The organism is Mesorhizobium sp. M1348, from assembly GCF_040317925.1.
Lineage (GTDB): Bacteria > Pseudomonadota > Alphaproteobacteria > Rhizobiales > Rhizobiaceae > Mesorhizobium.
Window position 1 is genome coordinate 177,499 of the sequence record NZ_JAMYLH010000004.1, and the last position, 14,522, is coordinate 192,020.

General features: G+C 61.0%; 15 protein-coding genes and 1 pseudogene. 13 read left to right on the forward strand and 3 right to left on the reverse strand.

Features of this window, described 5'->3' with window-relative positions:
- Positions 1-164: 164 nt before the first annotated feature.
- A complete protein-coding gene (locus tag NKH13_RS09785) occupies positions 165-674 on the reverse strand; it encodes a hypothetical protein (protein ID WP_292655108.1) in 510 nt (169 codons plus the stop codon).
- Positions 675-1,289: 615 nt separating this feature from the next.
- On the opposite strand from NKH13_RS09785, the gene NKH13_RS09790 reads away from it, so the two are divergent.
- The 3 genes and pseudogenes from NKH13_RS09790 to NKH13_RS09800 all read left to right on the forward strand — a co-directional run.
- The gene (locus NKH13_RS09790; protein WP_352716634.1) at positions 1,290-1,931 is read left to right on the forward strand and encodes a peroxiredoxin-like family protein; all 642 of its coding nucleotides are present in this window, start codon (positions 1,290-1,292) and stop codon (positions 1,929-1,931) included.
- 128 nt (positions 1,932-2,059) lie between these two features.
- Positions 2,060-2,704 (forward strand): amino acid ABC transporter permease, encoded by a 645-nt coding sequence (locus NKH13_RS09795; RefSeq protein WP_502909146.1) that lies wholly within the window; start codon positions 2,060-2,062, stop codon positions 2,702-2,704.
- A gap of 18 nt (positions 2,705-2,722) precedes the next feature.
- A pseudogene (locus NKH13_RS09800) lies at positions 2,723-2,860 on the forward strand (amino acid ABC transporter permease); the annotation flags it as partial.
- Between the two features lie 127 nt (positions 2,861-2,987).
- On the opposite strand, the gene NKH13_RS09805 reads toward NKH13_RS09800, so the two are convergent.
- The gene (locus NKH13_RS09805; RefSeq protein WP_352716632.1) at positions 2,988-4,214 is read right to left on the reverse strand and encodes a tyrosine-type recombinase/integrase; all 1,227 of its coding nucleotides are present in this window, start codon (positions 4,212-4,214) and stop codon (positions 2,988-2,990) included.
- Positions 4,215-4,946: 732 nt separating this feature from the next.
- Between NKH13_RS09805 and NKH13_RS09810 the strand changes: the two genes are divergently transcribed.
- The 6 genes from NKH13_RS09810 to NKH13_RS09835 all read left to right on the forward strand — a co-directional run bounded on the left by NKH13_RS09810 (position 4,947) and on the right by NKH13_RS09835 (position 12,393).
- Positions 4,947-5,876 carry an ArdC family protein gene (locus tag NKH13_RS09810; RefSeq protein ID WP_352716631.1) on the forward strand — a complete coding sequence of 310 codons (930 nt, stop codon included), beginning with the start codon at positions 4,947-4,949 and terminating at the stop codon, positions 5,874-5,876.
- Between the two features lie 249 nt (positions 5,877-6,125).
- Positions 6,126-8,246, forward strand: coding sequence for a ParB/RepB/Spo0J family partition protein (locus NKH13_RS09815; RefSeq protein WP_352912396.1), 2,121 nt, complete (start codon positions 6,126-6,128; stop codon positions 8,244-8,246).
- A 480-nt stretch (positions 8,247-8,726) separates the two neighbouring features.
- Complete coding sequence (locus NKH13_RS09820) at positions 8,727-8,924, forward strand: hypothetical protein (protein WP_502908385.1); 198 nt, start codon at positions 8,727-8,729, stop codon at positions 8,922-8,924.
- On the forward strand, positions 8,924-9,970 hold the full coding sequence (locus NKH13_RS09825; RefSeq protein WP_352716768.1) for a DUF7146 domain-containing protein: 1,047 nt from the start codon (positions 8,924-8,926) through the stop codon (positions 9,968-9,970). The genes NKH13_RS09820 and NKH13_RS09825 overlap by 1 nt, the downstream gene beginning before the upstream one ends.
- A 308-nt stretch (positions 9,971-10,278) precedes the next feature.
- The gene (locus tag NKH13_RS09830) at positions 10,279-11,214 is read left to right on the forward strand and encodes a DUF2493 domain-containing protein (RefSeq protein ID WP_352716628.1); all 936 of its coding nucleotides are present in this window, start codon (positions 10,279-10,281) and stop codon (positions 11,212-11,214) included.
- Positions 11,215-12,063: 849 nt separating this feature from the next.
- Complete coding sequence (locus tag NKH13_RS09835; RefSeq protein WP_352716627.1) at positions 12,064-12,393, forward strand: DUF736 domain-containing protein; 330 nt, start codon at positions 12,064-12,066, stop codon at positions 12,391-12,393.
- A gap of 119 nt (positions 12,394-12,512) precedes the next feature.
- Here the strand turns inward: NKH13_RS09835 and NKH13_RS09840 are convergent, their stop codons facing one another.
- A complete protein-coding gene (locus NKH13_RS09840; protein WP_352716766.1) occupies positions 12,513-12,740 on the reverse strand; it encodes a helix-turn-helix domain-containing protein in 228 nt (75 codons plus the stop codon).
- A gap of 77 nt (positions 12,741-12,817) precedes the next feature.
- Here NKH13_RS09840 and NKH13_RS09845 point away from each other — a divergent pair, with 77 nt between their 5' ends.
- The 4 genes from NKH13_RS09845 to NKH13_RS09860 all read left to right on the forward strand — a co-directional run bounded on the left by NKH13_RS09845 (position 12,818) and on the right by NKH13_RS09860 (position 14,434).
- Entirely contained in the window at positions 12,818-13,096 is a 279-nt protein-coding gene (locus tag NKH13_RS09845) for a DNA -binding domain-containing protein (RefSeq protein ID WP_352716625.1), read from the forward strand.
- Positions 13,097-13,260: 164 nt separating this feature from the next.
- Positions 13,261-13,446: a transcriptional regulator domain-containing protein gene (locus NKH13_RS09850; RefSeq protein ID WP_352489765.1), complete on the forward strand. Its 186-nt coding sequence runs from the start codon at positions 13,261-13,263 to the stop codon at positions 13,444-13,446.
- Positions 13,447-13,498: 52 nt separating this feature from the next.
- Positions 13,499-14,029, forward strand: a complete 531-nt coding sequence (locus NKH13_RS09855) for a DUF2285 domain-containing protein (protein WP_352716622.1) — start codon at positions 13,499-13,501, stop codon at positions 14,027-14,029.
- Between the two features lie 114 nt (positions 14,030-14,143).
- Positions 14,144-14,434 (forward strand): helix-turn-helix transcriptional regulator, encoded by a 291-nt coding sequence (locus tag NKH13_RS09860; RefSeq protein ID WP_352716621.1) that lies wholly within the window; start codon positions 14,144-14,146, stop codon positions 14,432-14,434.
- The last annotated feature ends 88 nt before the right edge of the window (positions 14,435-14,522 follow it).

The following is a 14,522-nucleotide window of genomic DNA, read 5'->3' on the forward strand; positions in this document are numbered from 1 at the left end:
GTTCCTACCGAGCGCACCTACAACCGTCGACCAACGTTTTGAATCCAGCCTGCGACGGTCTCAGACATACCTAACGAAGGCTTAATTTCAGTCGGGACGAAACTGAGTAGACGGCAATATTGGAACAGTCGCCTGGCCCTCTGCATAGCCCTTCGGATGCGTCTTCATCGTAGCTTGAGGAACGCGCCCGTGTAGGTCTGGCCGGCAAGCGTAACGGTTCCGGCCAGTGCTCCGTCCGGCCGCATGACAAAACTGACGTCGGCGCCATTCGGCAGGCGCTCAAGCTTCAACGTCCTCCCTACAATTCTTCCAGCGCCGGCGGCCTCTCCCGGATAGTTGTCGCCCAGATTTCCCCACGCATAGGTGACCGTCACCTTCCCATTGGAAGAAACCGTTTGAACAGCAAGTTTGGCGTCATACATCCCCTCCAATCGGCCGGCCCATAGACCGGAAAAATCGGCGTACTTTGTTGGAACGCCCTTGCCTGGCGGAGTGACCGCCACGGATTGATGCATGATTGCTGAGCCGGAAGGAACCCCGGCAGCAGCCAAGGGCGGTTGGAGAGGAATTCCCGATTCTAACGCAGGTTCGAGAGTGACGGGTTGCGGCGTTTCGGGGGCCGATTGGCACGCGGCTAAGACAAGCGCGGCGAAGCCAAGCATTGCGTTGTACATTTGGTGGGCCATCTTCTGGTGCCCCGGCCATCTTTGAATCTAGCGCAGACCGAACTTATCACGCGTTTTCACAACATGTGTCTAGGCGTCCATCATTTACAAAGCCGCCGGCAGAGGGTGCACTCACTTCGGCGGAAGGGCCAAAGGGGCCGCCGGCGAGGCGAAGTGCTTCCGCGCGGTCCCGATCGCGTTTTTCGCATATTGTATGCTCGCGGCGGATCCTGGCGCAGTGCTATGGAGAATTCGTAATTCGCCGCTTCATCGATCCCGGGGAGCCATCGCCTTTTCTACGCCAAGTCGCGATTTTGACGCCGGCGTGCGATTTTTCCCTACGCTTCGATCTCGTGTCAGAGCATCGAGGACAGATGAAATCAAGCGCAGAATAGCGGCCTCGCCCGCCCCCGCCTATTCTTCGCAAGCCGCGATCGCCGGACTGACGACGCAGATGCTTTTTCGTGTTATGATGGGCTTGCAACGCGCGTAATCTCGACCTCGGCAATATGGCAGAGGTCGAAAGCTATTGCCTTGGCACAGGAAGCTTTCGCCCCAGCACTTGATCGCCTCCGAAACGCTGGGTGCTGCTTTCCCTGACTGACCCGGGCGAGGAGGTTGTCCATGTCCACGAGTAGTGTTGACCGCCCGCTGCAGCCGGGCGACCGGGCACCGAATGTTGTGCTCAATGCGATCTCACGCGAAGGCAAGATCGCGCTCGATGATTTTCGAGGCCGTAGCCCGTTGTTGATCGGTTTGTTCCGAGGCCTGCACTGTCCGTTCTGCCGGCGCCATGTCGCGGCGATGGCGCAACTCAAGCCGGCCCTGCGTGAGAAAGGCGTCGAATGCCTGGCTGTGGTCAATACGCCGGTCGAGCGGGCGCGGCTCTATTTCCGTTACCACCCGGCACCCGATCTCCTCGCCGCATCCGACCCGGAGCGCGCCTCGCACCGTGCTTTCGGCTTGCGCGAGGTCGGGATGGACACGGTCATGGCGATATCGTTCCATCTCCCGGGCGAGTTGCCCGAGCCTATGGACGTCATGGCAATGAATGAATTTCTTAACAAGAAGGAAGGATATGAGATTACGGAAGTCGATCAGCAGGCGATGGCTTCCAGCCAGGCGCAGCTTGTCGGTCAGTTCCTAATCGACCGGGCGGGCATCGTACGCTGGAACTTCACTGAAGTTCTGGAGGATGGCCTCAACACCTTCAGAGCGCTGAATCCCGAGGAATTGATGTCGGCAGCTTCGCAAGTTGCACATTAAGAGGCTGCGGAAATGGGCTGCTGAAAACTCGCTCGACGGCCACCGTCCTGTGGTGATTCTTTGGATTTAACAATCGTCGAAATGCTCAGCGCGGGAGGCTAAGGTCTGCCCGTGGGCTTCGTAGCGATTTGGTCGTCGGCTTTTGCTTGGCTCTCGTCGCGACAACACTCCGGGTTCCCAGGATTCCGGTGATCAGTCACCTGACTGACCTCTACGTGTCCTATGCCCGGAGTGTTCCCGTCGTCCTGCAGTTATTCGTCGCGTTCTACGGGCTGCCCTTGTTGGTGATCCTGTTCGGCGCCAAGGATCTTATTTCTGCAACGATCGCTGCGATGGTGGGGCTGAGCCTCTATCATGGAGGGTATCTGTCGGAAGTCATGCGACCTGCATACCTGGCTGTCGATCCCGGCCAGCATGATGCGGCCGACAGTCTGGGATATACCTTCCGACAGAAGATCACCCGCGTAGTCGGCCCGCAAGCGGTGCACTTCGCATTGCCGGGCTATGGAAACTCGATCATCTACCTGATCCATGACGTTGCGCTGGTCATGTACATCGGGGCTGCGGACGTGATGGCGACCGCGCACTTGATCGTGGAGCGCGACTATAACCAGTACCAGTTCGAAACGTACCTCGTGCTGGCGGTTATCTATTCGCTGATGTGCCTTGTCGCGTGGCTCATCGTGCGCTTCTTCGAGCTCCGCTCACCAATGCAAGCGCCAGAGGCGACGACAACAGCTCAGATCAAGAACGCGGCCGTCGCGAGCGTGTGACGTAAGGGTAATCCGACCATGTTTGATACCGAAATTCTGCTCCAGGACTCGCAGGAAATTCTGGGCGCCGTACCCGTGACGCTCGGCATGGCTTTCACGATTTTCATCCTGTCCACGATCGTCGGCAGCCTTTTTGCGCTCGTCGAATATAGGCGGCAGCTTGAACCTGCGACCCCATCGTCCCGAACGATGTGCGCTACCAGCAAAGCTGCAGCTTTTTGGGCTCGATCGTCACACTTGCTTCGCAATGATTGCGTTTCCCTTCGAGCTTTGGGTGGGGAGCCTACAGGGCGCCCCTGCCGAGTTCATGTTTCATTGTCACCTGTCCTGAGACCGATTTCGTCGCCTTGGCGGCGACCTGCTTCTTGGCGATCTTCTCGGCGGCGTCAGCCTGGAAGTCGGGGTGATGGTGGCCATAAGTTTCAATCAGAACATCCACGGTGATGCCGAGAAAGCCCGCCGCCTGCCACATGTCGGCGCCGGCCCGCATAAGCCATGTCGCAGCGGTATGGCGAAGCGTGTGTGAAGTGACGTCGGGACCGAGGCCGGCCGCGTCGCGAGCTCTCCTAAAGCTCTTCTTTACCGACACCACCGGCTTGCCATTCCACTCCACGACAAAATCTTGCGATATTTTTCGGCCGATATTTGCGCTTTTGCCGCGCGCCTTGGTTCTGATATCGAGATCGGTGCACGCCCAGCGGCGGAGGTGAGCCAATAGCCGGTCCGGCAGGCGCACGGGCGGCTGGCGTTTTTTGGTCTTCTTTGCGCCATCGGCGCTGCGGTAAAAGATGCCGCGGTCAAGGTCCACATTACCACGCCCTTTGGTTGGACGGACGGCGGCGCCGCAGACTGCGGCCGAGCGTGTTCCTGTGTAAAGCGCGACAAGCATGAAGCGGGCGAGGTGTCGTCCGGTACGCCGGCCGCTCTCCTGGCCCTTCCATTTCTGCTTCATACGCCACGCTGCCCAGATGAGGGCGGCCGCTTCACTGCGCGTCAACCAGCGCTCGCGTGCACCGGCCTTGTCGGGCAGGACAATCGTCGGTGCGGCAGTCGTGTAGCCTTCCCTGCGATAGTAGTTGATGGCCGCACGAAAATCCTCGAGTTGCCGGCGCGCAACGGCTTCTGTGGGACAGCACGCGGTGTAGTCGCGGCAGAGTTTGCCGTTGATAGCGGCGAGCGTCTTTTCACCGAAGAAATCGAGGATTTTGTCCAGCCGAGCCGCCGTCTCTTCTGGCGCGGCATGCTTCGGTGCAACCTCTCTCAGGTAGATGTTGATGACCTCGGCAATCAAGACATCTTCGGCGCCGCGCACTCGGTGGTACTTGCTGGCGATGTAGGCCGCGAGCGCCTTTTCAGCTTCAGGTCCTGGACGGCCTTTTTCGCAGCTATCAGCGCTGATGAACGTTGTTCTATCGCGGATAAACCATCCAGCTTGGTTTCGGAGTGTTCCGTCCTTTTTCCAGCTTTTGTCCCGCCAGACGAGGTGTGGCCCTTTCGACGTCCGCGGCATAATTCCCTCATTCTGGTGATCGCCAGCAAGGTCACGTACTCCTTTCCGGCGATTAGCTCGGTTTCAAGTCGACCAGCGTCACGCTCCTTGCGCAGGCCCGCCGCGCGCATCGAGCCGTCCGGAAAGGCAATTCGTGCTGCAATCTCGACGCGGAGAGGCGTGGTCTCATCGAATTGGTCGGGGATTTTCAAAACGGAGCCCTCAGCCAAATCTTTATGATCCGATAGTTTCACTCGGAAACAGTCGGATCGCGGGTCTCGTTGAGCGCATCTTTTTTCCTATCTCGCCGTGCCGGATGCCCTGCCGCGCGATCCTTCCTCTGACCACGCTGCTGCGAAAAGCGCCAACTGGAGCTGCTGCGGCAAAGGTGCTCCTTCGACCTGCTAATCGGAACGGTTGTCCTAACACGCTTTCGCCTTTGCGCCTCGACGCTCCGCGAGCCTTTCGGCTGGCTGCGCACCCGTGGCCGGTCAAACGGCTCCCGACTGAACTTCGGCCATCTGTGCGGCTTCCGTTTCCATGGACTCACTGGCCGGCCCTCGGGCTGGAACCCGCGCGCCGCGCATTTGGGGGTTCTGCTGATCGCCTCACGCCGCGGTTTCGGAAATCTCTCTCGAGTTGGTCGGCAGCCGAATCTTCGTTCGCGTTCCTAGAGTTAGAGGGCCGCGCTTGGTGCACTGACGGGTTGAAAGCAGGGAGAGAGGCTCCCCGCGCCCGGCGCGGAGACTGGCAATGCCCAAGCATCGGCACGAAGCTGCCCCCACCCGGGCCAGCTTATATGACGAAATCACCAATAAGATTATCGGCGAGTTGGAGGACGGTCGGCTACCCTGGGTTCAGCCATGGGGGACGGCGGCCGCGAAAGCGCCGCTGGCCTTGCCGAAGAACGCCGTCACCGGCCGGCAATATTCTGGGATAAATATCCTGATCCTCTGGGGTTCGGTGATCGAGCAGGGCTTTTCGGGACAGAGCTGGCTGACTTTCCGTCAGGCGCTCTCGCTTGGCGGCAGCGTCCGCAAGGGTGAGCATGGAACGACGGTCGTCTACGCCGACCGATTCGTGCCCGAGGACGAGAAAAAGCGCGCCCACGAAACCGGCGAGCAAGCCCGATCGATCCCATTCCTCAAACGCTTCACGGTGTTCAACGCCGCGCAGTGCGACGGGCTGCCCGACGATGTTGCGATAGCCATACCCCCACCCTTGTCCGTCCTGATCGAGCCCAAGGTCGAGACGCTGATCAAGAAAACCGGGATCGATTTCCGGATCGGGGGCAGCCGCGCCTTCTACGCTCCGGCCCACGACTATGTGCGGATCCCGCCACCCCAGGCCTATTTCGATCCGATCAACTGGCACCAGACCGCCCTGCATGAGCTTGCGCACGCCACGGGTCATGTCTCACGCCTCAACCGGGATTTCTCTGGTTCCTTTGGCACCAAGAAGTATGCCTTCGAAGAGCTGGTTGCCGAGATAAGCGCGGCTTTTTGCTGCGCCTCGCTTGGCATCACGCCGACCGTGCGTCACGCCGACTATGTCGGCTCGTGGCTAGAGGTGCTGCGCGAGGACAACCGTGCGATCTTTCGCGCCGCCGCACTGGCAAGCAAGGCTGCGGATTATCTCCTGGGGTTCTTGCCTGACAGCATCGCCACTGACGATGATCAGTGAGAGGCAGCGTGATTGCCGCCTGCTTCCAGGTCGGCTTCTCCCTGCGAATGCGTTTGTGATCGAAGTCTTCCTCGATGCCGGACGCCGCTGCGGCGAAGTCGTTGCAGGACGCCAGGACCGAGATGCAGCTCCGCGACAAACGTGGCGTGGCTGTCGAGCACATCGGAGGGAGAGGCGTGTCGGAATTCTCATGACGGGTTTGGAGGTCGAAAGAGAGGCTCTCGGCTGCCCGTCGCGGAGTAAATCCCAATGGCTACTGCCGTTCAGAAGATCACCCTGTCGTCCTCGCGCGACATCCCCTTCAACAAGCTGGTGCTCTCCCAGTCCAACGTCCGGCGCGTCAAAGTCGGCGTCTCGATCGAGGATCTCGCTGGCTCGATCGCCCGCCGCGGCTTGATCCAGAGCCTCAGTGTCTTGCCCGTCGTCGATAGCGACGGCAACGAGACTGGCATGTTTGAGGTGCCTGCCGGAGGCAGACGCTTTCGCGCCCTTGAGCTGCTGGTGAAGCAAAAGCGCCTCGCCAAGACCGCGCCGGTGCCCTGTGTGGTGCGCGACCGTCACAGCACGATCATTGCTGAGGAGGTGTCGCTCACCGAAAACATCGAACGTGCGCCGCTGCACCCGCTCGATCAGTTTCGCGCCTTTCAGGATATGCAACAAAAAGGCATGAGCGAGGAGGAGATTGCTGCAGCCTTCTTCGTGTCGGTCAACGTCGTTAAGCAACGGCTTAGGTTGGCTTCTGTCTCGCCAGTGCTGCTCGAAGTGTATGCCGATGACGGCATAGCGCTGGAGCAACTCATGGCTTTCACGGTCTCCGAAGACCGTGCCCGCCAGGAGCAGGTCTGGGAAGCGATCAGAAATAGCTGGTCGAAAGAGCCCTATCAAATCCGGCGCATGCTGACCGAGACGACGGTACGAACATCAGACAAGCGCGCGGTCTTCGTGGGCATTGATGCCTATGAGGCTGCCGGTGGCATCGTCATGCACGACCTGTTCCAGTCGGACAATGGCGGCTGGTTGCAGGATGCAGCGCTGCTGGACCGCCTGGTTGCGGAAAAAATCAAAGAGGTTGCGCAGGAAGTTGCAGCCGAAGGTTGGAAGTGGGTCGAGGTCGCTGTCAGTCTCCCATACGGCGCAACACGTGGGCTGTACCAGCTGCAGGGTGATCCTCTCGACCTCTCTGCCGAGGAGCAAGCTGCCATTGACGCCCTCAGTGCCGAGCACGCCAAACTTGCAACCGAATATGAGGGTGCTGACGAGCTGCCCGAAGAGGTCGATCAGCGGCTCGGGGAAATCGAGGCCGCGCTCGCCACTTTCGACAAGCGCCCAAGGCAGTTCGATCCGAGCGACATCGCCATCGCCGGCGCGTTCGTCAGCATCGACGCCGACGGCTCGCTCGCGGTAGAACGTGGGTTTTTCCGTCCTGAGGACGTGCCGCCAGTTTCACTCGATGGCTCGAATGAATCGAAAAATGACGGCGGGTCCGGGGCTCCCGGCGACCCGTCGGTGCACCGTGCCGTTGTCACCATGGGCGGCCAGGCAGTCGAGCGCGAGGAAGACGAGGACGATGCGGTCAGGCCCCTGCCGGACCGACTGGTGACAGAATTGACCGCGCACCGGACGCTGACGTTGCGCGATGCGGTTGCCAGCAATCCCCACGTCGCCATGACAGCGTTGTTGCACAAGCTGGTCACCGACACGTTCCAGCACCGCACCAGAACCGGGTGCCTGGAGGCCTCGATCCGTCACGTCTTCTTCCCTCTGCAGGCAGATGAACTGAAGGACAGCCCCTCGGCGAAATCGGTGGCCGAACGCCATGAGGCCTGGAAATCGGACCTGCCGACTGACGACGATGCACTTTGGGACTGGATTGCCGCACTCGATGAGACCAGTCGTGCGGCATTGCTCGGCCATTGTATCAGCTACGGCGTGAACGCGCTCCACGAGAAGGGCGACCGTTACGGCGGCGCTATCTCGGCGCGTGGTGTTCAGCAGCGGATCGCGCAAGCTGATCGACTGGCCCGGGCCGTCGGTCTCGATATGATCGAGGCGGGTTGGATGCCGACTGTCGAAAACTATCTCGGCCGCATCACCAAGTCTCGCATTCTCGAGGCGGTGCGAGAGGCGAAGGGTGAACAGGCCGCGCAGCTTATCGACCATCTGAAGAAGGGAGATATGGCGAAAGAAGCCGAGCGCCTGCTGGCTGACAGTAGCTGGCTGCCCGAGCCGCTGCGCCTGGTCGACCTTGACGGTAGTGCCGGCGCTGATAGTGGCACCGGAGCCGAGGGCTATGGGGAAGAGCTTCCCGAATTCCTCTCAGACGATAGTGCGCAGATTGAAGATAGCGGACCGCATATGGCCACCGAATAGATCGCCTCGCGCGGGGTGGCTTCGGCCGCTCCGCGCTCTTTCCTACCACCTACCGGATGCTCGCTTCCCCTGGCCAACCGGAGGGGCAAAGCCAATTGGCCAGTTCTGCCGCGTCCCTCCTCGCTCGGCCGCTGCTGCTAACCCGCCATTCCCACTGCGCGCCAAGATTTCGCCCGCCTATCGACCGCGTTGCCGCCGCCACCATTGGGCTGACGGCGTGCAGCGGCGTAGAGCCGGATCGAAGAAGGCCCGCTATCGGACAGACCGCAGTCCAGAGGAGAGAGGCCGGCCAGGACGGATTTGAGCCGGGTTGGTCGAGAGAGAGGGCCCCCCGATTCATCCCGTTCCGCTCTCCTCGAGGTTTTCTCCATGCTTGACGTTTCCGCTTCCAAGACTGCCGCTTCGGCGGAGCCGCTTCCGCTTGTCTCATCCCCGGCGGCCGAACCAGCCGCATCTATCCAGCTTCGGCGCAGCCGCATCATGGGCGTCAACCGAATCGAACTGGCGGACTTCAACGACACCATGCGAGAGCGCCTTTCGACCTACGGCCTCTTCGGCGAGATCATCTCCTGGAAACTGCGCATGTTCGCACCCACCGACGCATCTGGCCCCGCAATTCTGGGCAAGCTGCTGGAGCGCTATCCCGTGCGGCGCATCGAGACGCGGGAGGATGCATGATGCCCCGGCACGACGCGTCCAACCTGGCGCAACGCTTGGGCCGGCAGGCCGAGGCGGTTTGTCGCCACTATCTATCGAACGGACATCGCGAGGGCCGCTACTGGTTTGTCGGCGATGTCCGAAACACGCCGGGCCGCTCGATGTTCGTGCGGCTCGTCGGCTCGCAGAGCGGAAAGGGCGCAGCCGGCAAGTGGACTGACGCGGCGACCGGGGAGCACGGCGATCTTCTCGATATCATCCGCGAAAGCCGCGGCTTGAGCGACTTCAGGGACGTTGCCCATGAGGCAATAGCGTTTCTCGGCTTACCGCATCCCGAACCAGAGCAGGCATCAACCCGGTTGAAGTTGGTGGCCGCGCCGTCGGAAACGTCGGAGAAAGCGCGTCGGCTGTTTGCGGTGTCGCGGCCGATTGCAGGCACGGTCGTAGAGACGTATCTGCGCAACCGCAGTATTACTGCTTTGCACGGGACCGAAAGCCTGCGTTTTCACCCCCACTGCTATTATCGGCCCGACCAACACTCGCCGACTGAGACCTGGCCGGCGATGATCGCGTCCGTCACCGATGTCTGCGGTCATTTGACCGGCGCACATCGCACCTGGATTGACCCTTCCGGCAGGGGCAAGGCACCGGTAGATACCCCGAGGCGCGCTATGGGCGACCTTCTCGGGCATGCGGTTCGCTTTGGTCCGCCCAGCGAAGTCATGGCGGCCGGCGAGGGCATCGAGACGGTCCTGTCGCTTCGGTGTATCTTGCCCGACATGGCCATGGCCGCAGGGCTCTCGGCCGCGCATCTTGCTGCCATCCTGTTCCCCGTCACCCTCAGACGGCTCTACATTGTCCGTGACCCCGATCCAGCCGGTGACGGCGCGCGCGATGTCTTGATCGAAAGAGCAAATGCTGCCGGGATCGAAGCGATCGTGCTCTCGCCGGCATTTGGCGATTTCAACGAAGATCTCTGTAGGCTCGGCATCGCTGATCTTCGAGCGCGCGCCCGGGTCCAACTCGCCCCGCAGGACATCGCCCGATTTATGCCAGTGGCGGCATAGCTCGGAACCGGCCGCTCCCCGCGTAGTGGCATTGCTCGGGTGCTCCTGAGATCGGAGAGAAACCGTGCCTCCGGCCTTCAAGAGGGCGATCGGCCAGCAAACGACCCGGCCTCGCAATGTCTTCGGCCGACTATTTTCCGGCGCGCTCCCAAGGGAGCGCTTTCCATCGCGAAGCAAAATAGCCGGCCTGCGCCCTCCTCCGCTGACGCTCCGGCCCTCCGCTTCGCTGCGGGTGCAGGACCGTCCCGCCCGCCGGCTTTCTGCCATGAAGGCCGCGAGGGTCGCGGTCCAACCGACGGAGCATCCAAATGAGCGAGCATGACGACTACGAACCACAGCATTCGTCTTCACCGATCGACCACGCCCTCACCGAACTCCAGCTCTATGGCTACCGGCCCTTCGCGGATGAGCCGGATCCCCGACCGCTTCCGGAGGGCCACCGCGTCGCCGGCGCGATTGCAGACATCTTCGACGCGTTCGTCGCCACCCTGCAAGATACCCGCCTCGAGCCCGACCTCGACGATCTCCTTTGGTCGACCGTCAACGTCTTTCACCGCGCCGCAGATCGGATCGAGCGTGAACTTGACCATAATGAGCAGGCGCAGCGCCGCAGCCAGCGTGAGCAGGACGGCAGCGAAGTGAAATCGGTCGAGCTGGAACGCCTGACGGCCGAAGGACAGACTCTCATCGAACGCCAGAACGCCTTCGAACTGATGCGCGATCAGGCCGCCGAGTACTATGAGCGCCACACCGGATCGAACTGGCGACCGCGCAGCGGATCAATGGTCAACCACCGCAACCTGACCTCTGCGGTGATCGACAGCCGCGATTTTCTCAGCGCCAAGAAACGCGCCTCGCAGGAAGTCCTTTTGCCACCAGGTCCGAAAATCGCCTTCACCGCCGGTCTCGACTTCAATGATCACCAGTTGATCTGGGCCAAGCTCGACCAGGTCCACGCCAAGCATCCTGATATGGTCTTAATGCACGGGAAATCGCCGAAAGGTGGCGAAAAGGCAGCCTCCTGCTGGGCCGACCATCGTAAGGTACCGCAAATCGGCTTTGCCCCCGATTGGACAAAGCATGCGAAAGCCGCCCCGTTCAAGCGCAATGACGCTATGCTGGACGTGCTGCCGATCGGCGTCATCGTCTTTCCCGGGACTGGAATTCAGGACAATCTTGCCGACAAGGCAAAGAAGCTCGGCATCCCAGTCCTCGACTTCCGCCCCAAGGGAGGCGGCGCATAGCGCCGCTCTCTTACCTTTTGTCCGTTGCACGATACAGCCGCGGTCGGGCCGGAGGCTTTCTCCCGTTCGTTGGATTGGATGGGTCCGGGATGCCGGATTTCCGCTCCCGCCGACGCCCCTCGGTTGCGATAGTCAAATCCACGTCCATGCGCAGGTGGCGCGACACTATCACGCTTACCTTCACGTTTCAGCTGCTTCGCCGCCGGCACTATCGGCTAGATAGTGACGTCCGTTCAACCGGACGGGGCGTGGATCGGGGCGAACTCACCGAAGGACCGAGGGGATCGGATGCTGTTTCTGACCAGGCTGTGCATCGCTTCCGTTGTCGCTGACGCGACATGGCGCGACGCACGCTTCGGATTCGCCACGACTGCCGTCCCGTTCCAAAGATGGCGAATATCCGGCGATGCACGTCAGCAGCCTTGAACTGAGCCATGGCGTGCGTGTCTTAAGCGCGGTGCTAGCACCAGCTTACGGTTTCCGGAAGTCTCCTCAGGGGGAGGCATCGACAGCGGTGATCGCGGTAACCAGGATTTCGCCAGTGCGATGGTTCGCCGGAAATCCTCCGTTGATGTCTCTATCTGGTCTGCCGCTCCAGACGGCCTCTTCAACGGGCTGATCTGGCCGAAGGTCGGCTTCGCCTCAATCGCCTAAGCCGCAATGGCGCCGATCGACTTTCTTCCCCTGCCGGCTTCGCCGTCATTCCTCGCGAAACAACAAAGTCGCTTGGCTGCCATCCTCCGCTGACGCTGCGGTCCCAAGCGATGCGGCGTCGATCGCCTCCGGCCCGCAGATCGCCATCGAGGCCGCAATGGTGCGGGCTCGAAACAGAGTTCAAGGAGAAAGTTCATGGCGACCATCGGAACCTTCAAAAAGACCGGCAACAACGAGTTCACCGGCGAAATCGTCACCCTCTCGCTTCAGGCCAAAAACGTCCGCATCGTGCCCGAGGCAAACCACACCGGCGACAGCGCCCCCAGCCATCGCGTCTTCGTAGCGCAGGTCGAGATCGGCGCCGCCTGGGCCAAGCGCTCCAGTGAGGGCCGCGACTATCTCGGCCTGAAGTTGGACGATCCAAGCTTCACCGCTCCGATCTACGCCAACCTCTTCGACGATGAGGACGGAGAAGGCCACAGCCTCATCTGGTCCCGGCCCAACGGCCGCCGCAACGGCGATTGAGAAGCCGCGAGCTCCCGCCCGCGAACCGAGCGGGAGCTGTCGTTGCTTGTGGACGCTGCAGTGGAGTGCCGTTGCAGTTCACAGCGGCCATCAAAATCGCAATCCGAGAATCGTCCGTATCATCTTTGAATATTCGGTGCAGGACGTCTGAGCAGATCTGCGGCCTCGATGCCGAGAACGTTTGCCAACTTGTCGACAACGTCTATCGTCGCGCCGTAGACGCTGCGTTCCAATGCACTGATATAGGTGCGATCAACGTCCGCACGGTGGGCAAGTTCTTCTTGCGAAAGCGCCGCCGCCTTTCGGTGCTGCCTCAGATTGTGCGCAAATACCTCGCGTATTTCCATGTCCGCGAGTGCAATGCTTGTCGAGTATTCAGCCACGGAGTATTCTCGACAAATTGACTTCGACGATTGGAAATCGCTTGCTCAAGCCACTGCTCGATCCTGATGTCGCCGACATTGCACCGGATGCCCCGATCCTGACCGGCTATGATGAGGAGCGGCTACTTACCTACATTCGCCTGCTCGACGCGGCGGCGGAAGATGCCGACTGGCGAGAGGTGGCCAGGATCGTCCTGCACATTGACCCAGAACAGGAGCCGGAGCGGGCGTTCCGGTCTTGGGAAACCCATCTTGCACGCGCGCGATGGATGACGACCAGCGGCTACCGGTACCTTCTCGCGGGCGGCGCTCCGCACTGAGCGCCTTGTCATGCTTTGCTGAATCCGCGCAACGATTTGCCGACTCTCCAACTATTCAAATCTCTCATCACTCTGAATGTTGGTGCCGGGGCCTTAGATGCGGTTATGCGGAGAGGACAGGAACCGTGCAGGGCGATTGGACCGAACCGGCGGCCTACGTGCACATGTGCAGCTACCAAGCTGAGGAGTTCGCCGCCGAATATCTGATCCGGAACAATAAATTCATTGCCGAATGCCGCCAGATCGCCTCGCGGCTCTCAGGTTCCGGAGATCCTGTCGATCAGCGCGACTTCGCTGCCCGTTGGGGTGCGCGATTTCAAAACTGCCGGTGCCGGATTTCCGCAGGCTGAGAATATCGTCTGGACAGAACAGGCCTCGCCGCGCGTGCTGCGGGCCACGCGGATGTCCGCTTCCATCAGCCCCTCTCATCAGAGAATTCGGCCTTCCAGACTTATCGGAGCCAGCATTTGGCAGCAGAAGGAAGGACTTCACATTCTTTGGTCTGCTTCAACCGGGAAGAGCCATCTGGTCTGCGAAGACCGCTCCGGCGAATTCGATGCTATCTTATTGCCGCTCGACGCTGCATTTGAGACGCGACTCGATGCGGCGCGCCGGCTCTGGCGGGCGCTGAATGGCCGAGCTGTCAGTCCATCCTACGGCTCGCTACCGCAACAGACCAAGATCAGGCACATCCTCAATTTGCGCGCGCATGATGGTCGCCACATGGGTGCAACCTATCGTCAGATCGCGGAGGTGCTGTTGTCGCGAGAGCCGATTGTACCGCGGGACTGGCGTGATCATCATCTCCGGCACAAGGTCCGGGCCATCTTGCGCCGTGCAGCTTTTTTAGTCGCTGGCGGCTATCGCGATCTTCTCTTCTACCCCCACAGTCGCAGCGCGAAGTCCGGCCGCCGAAGACTTTCTTCGGGGTAGCAACAACACGCCCCCCGATCTTTGCCCTCCCTCCCTTTTCCCCATTTCGAGCATGGTCCGCTTTGCGCGTCCCGGCAGGCCAGGATGACAGCACAACCGAATGGAGATCGAGCAATGTCGAAGGGTCCCGCGGACGCGCCCCGAAAATACCTGCGCACGAAGGAGGCAGCACCCATCGTGGGGCTCTGCGCCCGTACTCTCGAAAAGCACCGGACCTATGGCACCGGGCCAAAATACCGAAAGATCGGCGGACGCGTCCTCTACGACATCGACGACTTGCATGCCTGGATAGAGCTCGGCGCACGCACCTCCACCAGCGATGCGAACGCGACCAATGTTCCGCCGGCAAAACCACATGCAGCCCGCGCGCCGGCTTATGTCGGCAGGCGCGACTGCAGCTCCTGATCTGTGGCACAATGAAAATGCAGTATCCCGAGACCATTCAGCAGCAGCTTGCGCTGCCTCATGCCTACTCATCTGGCTTCGCTCTACG